General features: G+C 68.9%; 7 protein-coding genes and 1 pseudogene. 7 read left to right on the top strand and 1 reads right to left on the bottom strand.

Translation table 11 applies throughout. From position 1 onward, the window contains the following. The first annotated feature begins 74 nt into the window (after positions 1-74). The 7 genes and pseudogenes from K318_RS0111240 (at position 75) to K318_RS23765 (ending at position 8,382) form a co-directional block, all read left to right on the top strand. On the top strand, positions 75-1,880 hold the full coding sequence (locus tag K318_RS0111240) for a dipeptide ABC transporter ATP-binding protein (RefSeq protein ID WP_029089560.1): 1,806 nt from the start codon (positions 75-77) through the stop codon (positions 1,878-1,880). Between the two features lie 86 nt (positions 1,881-1,966). Beyond that, entirely contained in the window at positions 1,967-3,571 is a 1,605-nt protein-coding gene (locus tag K318_RS0111245) for an ABC transporter substrate-binding protein (protein ID WP_029089561.1), read from the top strand. Between the two features lie 3 nt (positions 3,572-3,574). After that, positions 3,575-4,516, top strand: coding sequence for an ABC transporter permease (locus tag K318_RS0111250; protein WP_029089562.1), 942 nt, complete (start codon positions 3,575-3,577; stop codon positions 4,514-4,516). Continuing rightward, positions 4,516-5,532 carry an ABC transporter permease gene (locus K318_RS21275; protein WP_051297900.1) on the top strand — a complete coding sequence of 339 codons (1,017 nt, stop codon included), beginning with the start codon at positions 4,516-4,518 and terminating at the stop codon, positions 5,530-5,532. The genes K318_RS0111250 and K318_RS21275 overlap by 1 nt, the downstream gene beginning before the upstream one ends. 46 nt (positions 5,533-5,578) lie before the next feature. Further along, positions 5,579-7,795, top strand: a complete 2,217-nt coding sequence (locus tag K318_RS21280; protein ID WP_051297901.1) for a penicillin acylase family protein — start codon at positions 5,579-5,581, stop codon at positions 7,793-7,795. Between the two features lie 2 nt (positions 7,796-7,797). Next, positions 7,798-7,959: pseudogene (locus K318_RS25900) on the top strand (TetR family transcriptional regulator); the annotation flags it as partial. 6 nt (positions 7,960-7,965) lie between these two features. After that, a complete protein-coding gene (locus K318_RS23765) occupies positions 7,966-8,382 on the top strand; it encodes a TetR family transcriptional regulator C-terminal domain-containing protein (RefSeq protein ID WP_245579871.1) in 417 nt (138 codons plus the stop codon). Between the two features lie 118 nt (positions 8,383-8,500). On the opposite strand, the gene K318_RS0111270 is transcribed toward K318_RS23765, so the two are convergent. Next, the coding region (locus tag K318_RS0111270; protein ID WP_029089563.1) for an aldehyde dehydrogenase family protein at positions 8,501-8,764 on the bottom strand (264 nt) is incomplete at its 5' end.

Consider the following 8,764-nt stretch of genomic DNA (forward strand, 5'->3'; position numbering starts at 1 on the left):
CATGAGTCACAGATATCTCTAGACAATGTCGGTCATCCGATGAAGAATAAAGCGAACGGAACGAGGAGGGATGCATGGGTTTCTTGGAGCTTCGCGACTTCGGGGTCGACCTCCTGACGGACGAGGGCAGCAGCCGGCTCGTCGCGCAGGTGGACCTCTCGCTGGAGCGCGGTGAGCTGCTGTGCATCGTGGGGGAATCGGGCAGCGGCAAGACGCTGACCTCCCTCTCGCTCGCGCGGCTGCTGGAGTACACCTCGGCGACGGTTCCGGTGGGACATGCGGCGCTCGACGGCGAGGACCTCCTCGGCCTCGACCAGACCGCGATGAACCGGATCCGCGGGAGCGAGATCGGCGTGGTGTTCCAGGAGAGCATGGAGGCGCTCAACCCCAGCTGCCGGATCGAGGACCAGCTCGTCGAGGCGGCGAGGCGGATGGACCGCGAGGCCGCGCGGGCGAAGGCGCTGCGTCTCATGGAGGAGGTGGGCATTCCGGATCCGGCGGGGACGCTGCGGAAGTACCCGCACCAGCTCTCGGGCGGGATGCAGCAGCGGGTCATGATCGCGATGGCGCTCATCAACGATCCGAGCCTCCTCATCGCGGACGAGCCGACCACGGCGCTCGACGTCACGGTTCAGGCGGAGATCCTCCGGATCATCAGGAACGAGCAGGCCACGAGGGACATGGCGTGCATCTTCATCACCCACGACATCGGCGTCGCCGCCTATATGGCCGACCGGATCGCCGTCATGTACTCCGGGCGAGTGGTCGAGGCCGCGCCGGCGCAGGAGCTCCTGGAGAACCCGCGGCATCCCTACACGCGCAGGCTCCTGGAGTGCATGCCGAAGGTGGGGAGGACCGGCGTCTCCCGGTTCGAGACGATTCCGGGGAGGGTGCCCAACCCCTCGCTCGAGATCATCGGCTGCCGGTTCCAGGACCGGTGCGCGTTCGCCACGGACGTGTGCCGGACCGAGACCCCGCAGCTCCTGCCCGTCTCGGCCCAGCACGAGGCCGCGTGCTGGAACCAGGAGGCGGTGGCCGCAGCGGGGTTCGCCGAGGACGCCGGGGCGGAGCCCGGCCGCAGCGAGGACACCGCCGGGCGCGCGGTGATCGCGCGTGCGGAGGACGTCTCGAAGAGCTATCGGAGCAGAGCGTCCCTGCGGCGCTCGCACGTCACTCGCGCCCTCGACGGGGTGAGCCTCGAGATCAGGGAGGGCGAGTTCCTCGGTCTGGTCGGCGAGAGCGGTTCGGGGAAGACGACGCTGGGCCGGATCCTCGCCGGGATCGAGACCGCGGATGCGGGAACGGTCTCGGTGCAGGGGCACGAGCACTCGCGGAGGAGGGCGGCCGTGCGGGAGCTCAGGCGGAACGTGCAGGTGGTCTTCCAGAACCCGCACGGCACGCTGGACCCGCGCCTGACGATCCGCGAATCGGTGTCGGAGCCGATGATCCACCTCGGCGGGCTGTCCAAGCGGCAGGCGCATGCGCGGGCGGCGGAGCTCATGAGCCAGGTGGGGCTGCCCGAGGAGTACCTCGACCACGTCCCGGACGCCCTCAGCGGCGGTCAGAAGCAGCGGGTCTCGATCGCGAGGGCCATCAGCATCAGCCCCGCCCTGCTGATCGCCGACGAACCGACCTCGGCCCTCGACGTCTCCGTGCAGGGGCAGATCATGAACGTGCTCCTCGATCTGCGCGAACAGACCTCCGTCTCCTATCTGTTCATCACTCACAACCTCAATCTCGTCCTCAACGTGGCCGACCGCGTCGCGGTGATGCACGGCGGCCGGATCGTCGAGGTCGGCACCCCCGAGGAGATCATCGGCAGCCCGCGGACGGAGTACACCCGCAGGCTGCTCGCCGCGAACGTCGAGACTTCGATCTGACCCCATGGCCTCCGGCTCCGTGCCGGGGCCCACGAACTCTGCGACCGCAGCGACGCGGATCGCCGTCATCCGAGAAGGAGAACACCATGAAGAGAACAGCGAAGGCGGCAGCGCTTTCGGGCCTGCTCGCCTCGGCTCTGCTGCTGAGCGCCTGCGGGTCCTCGGGAGGCGCGGGCACCGCAGCTTCCGGGGCGGGCGGCGGTGAGCCCGCACAGGGCGGGACCGTCCGCGCCGCGATCGCCGGCGACCCCACGACGCTGGACATGGGCCTGAACACCGGTTCGCTCACCATCGTCCCGGGCATCAACATCTTCGAGAACCTGTTCGCGATGGACGAGAGCTTCGTCCCGCAGCCCATGCTCGCCGAGAGCTATGAGGTCTCCGAGGACTCGAGGATCTACACGATCCGGCTCCGCGAGGGCGTGACCTTCCACAACGGCGAGCCGATGGAGGCCGAGGACGTGGTCGCGAGCCTCGAGCGCTGGCAGCAGATCAGCGCGACGGGCACGGCCGCGGCCGCGGCCATCGAATCGGTCACCGCCGATGACGCGTCGACCGTCACGATCCAGCTCACGCAGCCGCGCTACTCGCTGCTGGCCGATCTCGCCGGCGCGATCCAGGGCGCGATCATCATTCCCGCGGAGGTCGCCGAGGCGGCGGGCGAGTCGCCCATCCCGACCGAGGAGATCATCGGCACCGGTCCGTTCGAGGTCGAGTCCTACACGACCGGCACGGGGATCAAGCTGGTGCGGTACGAGGACTACGCCCCCTCCGAGGCCGAGTCCAGCGGCCTCTCGGGTGAGAAGACGGCGTATGTCGACGCCATCGAGTACTCGTTCGTCGCGGACCCCAACCAGCAGCTCAACGGCCTCAAGGCCGGACAGTACGACTGGGCGCAGTCGATCTCGGCGGACCAGTACGAACCGCTCCAGAACGATCCGCAGCTGGACGTCTTCACCGTGAAGTCGAGCCTCATCGCGACCGTCCTGCTCAACCACAACGAGAATTCGGCCTTCAGCTCCGTCGAGGCGCGCCGAGCGCTCAACAAGGCGATCGACAAGAAGGCGATGGCACAGGCCTCCTTCGGGCCCGAGGACCTGTGGTCCCCGCTGAACGGCTCCTTCGCGCTCCCGGAGAACGCGCCCATGCACTCCGAGGCGGGCAGCGAGGTCTACGAGGAGCACGATCCCGAGGCCGCCGCGGCGGAGTTCGCGGAGCTCGGGATCGACCGGCCCATCCGCATCTTCACCTCGCAGACCTACCCGAAGTACTACCAGATGGCGGTGGTCCTGCAGAGCGTCCTCGAGGAGGCCGGACTCGAGGTCGACGTGCAGATCTACGATTTCCCGACCATGATCTCGAAGCTCACGGAGGAGCCGGAGAGCTGGGACATCTCGATGACTGCCTTCTCCGGCGCGGTGTCCGCCCCCTCCCAGGTGCTCTTCCTCTCGCCCAGCTGGCCCGGTGAGTACAGCAGCGAGACGATGGACGGCCTCATGGCCGACTACAGCGCCTCGACCTCGGAGGAGGAGGCGCGGGCCGCCGTCGATGCGATCCACGAGGAGATCTGGAACGATCTCCCGGCCATCTCGATCGCTCCCAACCGGACCCTGGGGACCAAGTCGAAGAAGCTCCAGGACATGAGCGACTTCTCCAGCGGCATCTTCTGGAACGCCCACCTCGGTGAGTGACCCATGCTGATCACTGTCCTGAGACGGCTCCGGGATCTGGTCCTCGTCCTGCTCCTCGTGGGGACGGCGGCGTTCCTGCTCATCCACATGATCCCGGGGTCGCCGGCGGCCGCGCTGCTGGGCCCCTATGCGACCAAGGAGCAGATCGACGCGCTGACGGCGTCCATGGGCCTGGGCGCGCCGCTGTACGTGCAGTACCTCACGTGGCTGGGCAACCTCGTGAGGGGGGACCTGGGCTTCTCCAGCTCCTTCTCGCTGCCCGTGCTCGATGTGATCGCCGCGCATGCGATGCCCACCGTGACGATCGCGATCGCGAGCACCGTGCTGAGCCTGCTGATCTCCGTTCCGCTGGCCGTGTACTCGGTCGCGAAGCCGCGGTCGGTGATCTCGCGCTTCGTGCCGGGCCTCAGCGCGGTGTTCCTGGCGATGCCGACGTTCTGGTTCGCGCTGCTGCTCATCCTGGTCTTCGCCGTCACCATCCAGATCTTCCCGACGGCGGGATACGTCCCGCCGGGGGAGGGGCTGGGCCTGTTCGCGCTGCACATCGCGCTGCCCACGGTGGTGCTCGCCTCGCATCAGGTGGCGCTGTTCGTCTCCACGCTCCGCGAGGGGGTGACGGGCGAGCTGCTCAAGAGCTATGTGCGGACCGCCCGTGCGAAGGGCCTGGGGGAGACCGCGGTCCTGGTCCGCCATGTGCTGAAGAACTCCCTGCTGTCCCTCATCACGGTGGCCGCCAACAGCTTCGGCGCGCTGCTCGGCGGGGCGGTCATCACGGAGACGATCTTCTCCATCCCGGGCTGGGGGCTGACCATGTACAACGCGATCACGGCGCGCGACTACGCGCTCGTGGTGGGGCTGACCATGACCTTCGCCCTGCTGTTCGTGGTCGTGAACTTCGTTGCCGACCTGCTCTACGGAGTCGTGAACCCGAAGGTGCGTGTGTGATGACCGAGATGACGACTGCGGCGGCGGGAGCGGGAGCATCCGTCCCCACCGCCGGACCGGCCGCTGCGGCGGCGCGGGCGAGGAGACCCGGCCAGCTCGTGCGGTTCGTGGTCAGGGATCCGTCCACGGCGTTCTGGTCCGCGGTGTTCGCGGCGATGGTGCTGCTGAGTCTGCTGGGGCCGTTCGTGCTCCCCTCGCACTCCGCGATGGAGCCGGCCGACCGCCTGCTGGGGCCCAGCGGGGAGCACTGGTTCGGCACGGACGAGTACGGCCGGGACATCCTCGCGCGCACGGTCTACGCGGGCCGCGTCTCGCTGGGCATCGGCCTCCTCGTCACCCTCATAGCGGTGGTCTGCGGTGTGCTGCTCGGCGCGATCGCGGCCTGGTGGAAGCCCACCTCTGCGGTGGTGCTGCGCCTCATGGACGGGATCCTCGCCTTCCCGCCCATCGTGCTCGCGATGGCCCTGCTGGTGACGCTCCAGAACGGCATCATCAGCGTGGTCGTGGGCCTGGGGATCGTCTTCACCCCCTACATCGCCCGCGTCGTGTACGCGCGGGTGCTCGCGCTCAAGGAGGAGGGCTATGTGACGGCGGCGACGGCCTCGGGCGTCTCCCCGGTGCGGAACATCCTCGTCCACATCCTGCCCAACTGCGCGCCGGCGATCTTCATCCAGGCGATCTTCGTGTACGCGAACGCGCTCATCGCGGACGCCTCGCTCAGCTTCCTGGGCCTGGGCGTCCAGCCGCCGACCCCCACGTGGGGCAACATGATCGGCGAGGCGCGGTACTTCCTGTCCGTCGCGCCGACCTTCATCCTCTTCCCGGGCATCGCGATCATCGCGAGCGTGCTCGCGCTCAACCTGGCCGGCGACGGGCTGCGCGCGCTCATCGATCCGCGTGCGCGCGCCGTCAGCAGCCTGCAGTACATCCGGAGGAGGGCGGCGCGCAGGCGGCGCGGCGGGCGGGACGCGGCCTCCGGGGCGGCCGAGGCGGTCTCCGGGGCGAGTGCGCGATGAGGCACACCGGACAGCAGACGACGATCTTTGTGAAAGTGAGCATCCGATGACGGCACGCATCCTCAAGGACCCCTATGGAATCGCCCACCTGTGGGCCGAGACCGACCCCGAGGCGTTCGAGCTCCAGGGCCACCAGCACGCGCGCGAGCGGCTGTGGTCGATGGAGGTCTCACGCCTGCGCGGCGAGGGCCGCTGGGCCGAGGTGGTCGGGGCCGAGGCGGTGGCCGGGGACGCACTCGCGCGGCGCCTGGGCGGGCGTGCGAACTCCGAGCGCGACCTCCTCGCGCACTCCCCGCAGACGCGGGAGGTCCTCGAGGCGTACGCCTGCGGGGTCAACCGCTGCATCGCCGAGCGCGCCTACGATGCGGCCGAGTTCGAGCACCTCGGCTGGGAGCCTGCGGAATGGACCCCGGCGGACTGCCTCACCGTGGCGCGCCAGCGCGGGTTCCTCATGGGGTCGGTGTGGTTCAAGCTGTGGCGGGCGATCGTGGCGCTGAGCCGCCCGGACCTCGACGTGAGCCGCTTCCGGTACCACGCGGCTGACGAGGAGCTGCGGGTGGTGCCGGCCGGCAGCAGAGCGCCGAGGGCGACCCTCTCCGCCGAGGCCGCGGCCTCCCTCGCAGAGGCGCTGCGCGGGCACTTCGTGCCGCAGGAGACCGGGGGCGGCTCGAACAACTTCGTGATCGCCGGCTCCCGGACTTCCACGGGCATGCCGATCGTGGCGGGCGATCCGCACCGAGCCTTCGAGTTTCCTGCCATGTACTACCAGATGCACGTGCGGGGCGGGACCTTCGACGCCATCGGCTTCACGGTCCCCGGTGTGCCCGGATTCCCGCACTTCGCCCACAACGGCACCGTGGCTTGGGGGCTCACCCACACGTTCGCGGACATCCACGATCTCTACGTGCACGATCTCGGGGAGCTGGAGGAGCGCATCGAGCAGCGGCCGGAGGAGTACCGCGTGCGTGAGGAGACCCTCCGGGTGCGCGAGGGCGAGGACGTCCGGATCGAGGTCGTCGACACTCCGGAGGGGCCGCTGGTCACCGAGCGTGGCGGCGCCGGTGGCGGTGCGCTCAGTCTGAAATCGGCGCAGTTCCGCGATGCCGACAGGAGCCTCGACATCACCCTGCCCATGCTGCGGGCGCGCACCACGACGGAGTTCATCGACGCAATGGAGCCCTGGGGGGTTCTGGACAGCAACCTCGTGTGCGCGGACCTGTCCGGGGACATCGAGTACGGGGCCCGGGGACGGGTGCCCGTGCGGTCGGCGGAGAACGGGCTGCTGCCGGTGCCGGCCTCGGACGAGGGGCACCGCTGGCACGGGTACGTGCCGTTCGCGGACATGCCCCGGGAGAAGAATCCGGCCTCGGGCTTCCTGGTGACGGCGAACAATCGGGTCTGCGATGCGCTGCCGGACGGCACGTACTTCTGCACGGATGCGCACCCCTCCTACCGTGCGGACAGGCTCTCGCAGCTGATCGCCGAGGCAGACGAGGTCAGTCCCGCACAGGCCGCGGGGTTCCTCGAGGACACGAGCTCCGCCGTCGCGCGCGAGGTGGTCGCCCTGCTGGCGGACCTGTCCGGTGAGGCCGTGGCCTCCGGGAGCGACAGGGGAGCGGCCGGGAGGCTGGCCGCTCTGGTCGCGTGGGATGGGGAGATGGCGGCCGAGTCGACGGCCGCCGCGGACTATGCGCGGATCCGCTGGACGCTGGCCGCCCGGGTCTTTGCCGAGCTGGGGATCGACTGCGGGCTGAACCCCGCGGGCGCTGCCCTGCCGGTGGCCGAGGCTCAGGGGGTGACGGAGGTGTGGTGGATGCTGCCCGTCCTGCTCCGGGACCCCGAAGGCGTGATCGTCCGGGAGCGCCTGTCCGCACTCGCGGCGGAGGCGATCGCGGAGGTGCTGACCGGCACGGAGGTCTGCCGCTGGGATGCGCTGCACACGGTGCGCTTCCTGCCGCTGTCCGGTCCGAGCCTGTTCGCCGAAGTCAGGCCGGAGGGTGCTGCCGTGGGAGGGGACAACGAGACGGTCCTCGCCAACGGGTGCGTCGCAGCGGGAGGGCTGCGCGCCGTCTACGGTCCGGTGGCCAAGTACGTCTTCGACCTCGCGGATCTGGCGCACGGCAGTCGGTGGGTCTCGCTCACCGGCACTGCGGGCTCACCCGTCCGGGCCGAGTCGATGAGCCAGCACGCGAACTGGGCACAGGGCGACCTGGTGCCGATGATCTATGATTGGGAGGACTGCAGAATAAAAGCGGAGGCCTGAGAATGCCCAAGATCATCGATCACGACAAGAGGCGAGATGAATTCGCCGAGGCTGTCTGCCGACTGATCGTGCGAGAAGGGGCGGCGCAGGTCACGACTCGACAGATCGCCGCCGAGGCGGGATATTCGACGGGCATTCTCGCTCACTATTTCGCTGACAAGAGCGAAGTGATGAGATACGCGCTGATGTACTCCCACCGGGAGATCTACAAATTCGTGGATCCGGGTTCCCTGAAAGGGCTCGAAGGGCTCTACGCATTCATGCGGGCATGTCTTCCCCTCGATGAGCGGAGGGTGTTCCTCGCCCAGGTGGAGGCGAGCTACTTCGGCCTCGCGGTGGGCGATGGCGGCATCGGGCGGGTCGTGGTGAAGGAGTTCGAGGCGTTCAACAGCATCGTCGCCGATCTCATCGAGTCCGCGGTGGAGGAGGGCACGCTGATTCCCGCTGCCAAGGACGGCGATCTCGTCTCCACCCTGCGGCTGGTGATGGACGGGATCAGCTTCCGGGTCGCGGTGGGCAGGCGGCTGTCCCCCGAGGCGCAGCTGAAGATGCTCGACCGCGTGGTGGACGAGTACCGGAGGGAGTGAGCCTCCGCTCCTGCGCTGTCCCTTCCTCATGCCTCCCGCTCCTCCGAGCTGCGTCTGCGCACCTGCCGTTCAGCACGGCAGGTGCGCAGATGTCATTCTGGTGGGTGCGAGGGGTGCCTCAGCCCTTCGAAGCGGCCTCGGCACGGGAGAGCTGCGCCTGTCCTCGCAGAGGTTCGCTGCCCCCGCGCTTGTACACGAGCTGCTTGTTCACGAACTCGTCCATCGCCAGCGGGCCCAGCTCCCGACCCACACCCGAACGCTTGACCCCACCGAAGGGCAGGAACTCCCGCGACCCCTCCGGAGTATTCAGAAACACCATCCCCGCATCGATCCGGGAACCCACACGCTCGGCCCGCTCCACATCCTCCGAGAACACCGCCGA

It is taken from the genome of Brevibacterium album DSM 18261, from assembly GCF_000426445.1.
In the GTDB taxonomy this organism is placed as follows: Bacteria; Actinomycetota; Actinomycetes; order Actinomycetales; family Brevibacteriaceae; genus Brevibacterium; species Brevibacterium album.

Excerpts from the sequence above, each read along its gene's own strand:
- K318_RS23765 (WP_245579871.1), top strand. The coding sequence starts at position 7,966 with ATGAGATACGCGCTGATGTACTCCCACCGGGAGATCTACAAATTCGTG.
- K318_RS21280 (WP_051297901.1), top strand. The coding sequence starts at position 5,579 with ATGACGGCACGCATCCTCAAGGACCCCTATGGAATCGCCCACCTGTGG.
- K318_RS0111240 (WP_029089560.1), top strand. The coding sequence starts at position 75 with ATGGGTTTCTTGGAGCTTCGCGACTTCGGGGTCGACCTCCTGACGGAC.
- K318_RS21275 (WP_051297900.1), top strand. The coding sequence starts at position 4,516 with ATGACCGAGATGACGACTGCGGCGGCGGGAGCGGGAGCATCCGTCCCC.
- K318_RS0111245 (WP_029089561.1), top strand. The coding sequence starts at position 1,967 with ATGAAGAGAACAGCGAAGGCGGCAGCGCTTTCGGGCCTGCTCGCCTCG.
- K318_RS0111250 (WP_029089562.1), top strand. The coding sequence starts at position 3,575 with ATGCTGATCACTGTCCTGAGACGGCTCCGGGATCTGGTCCTCGTCCTG.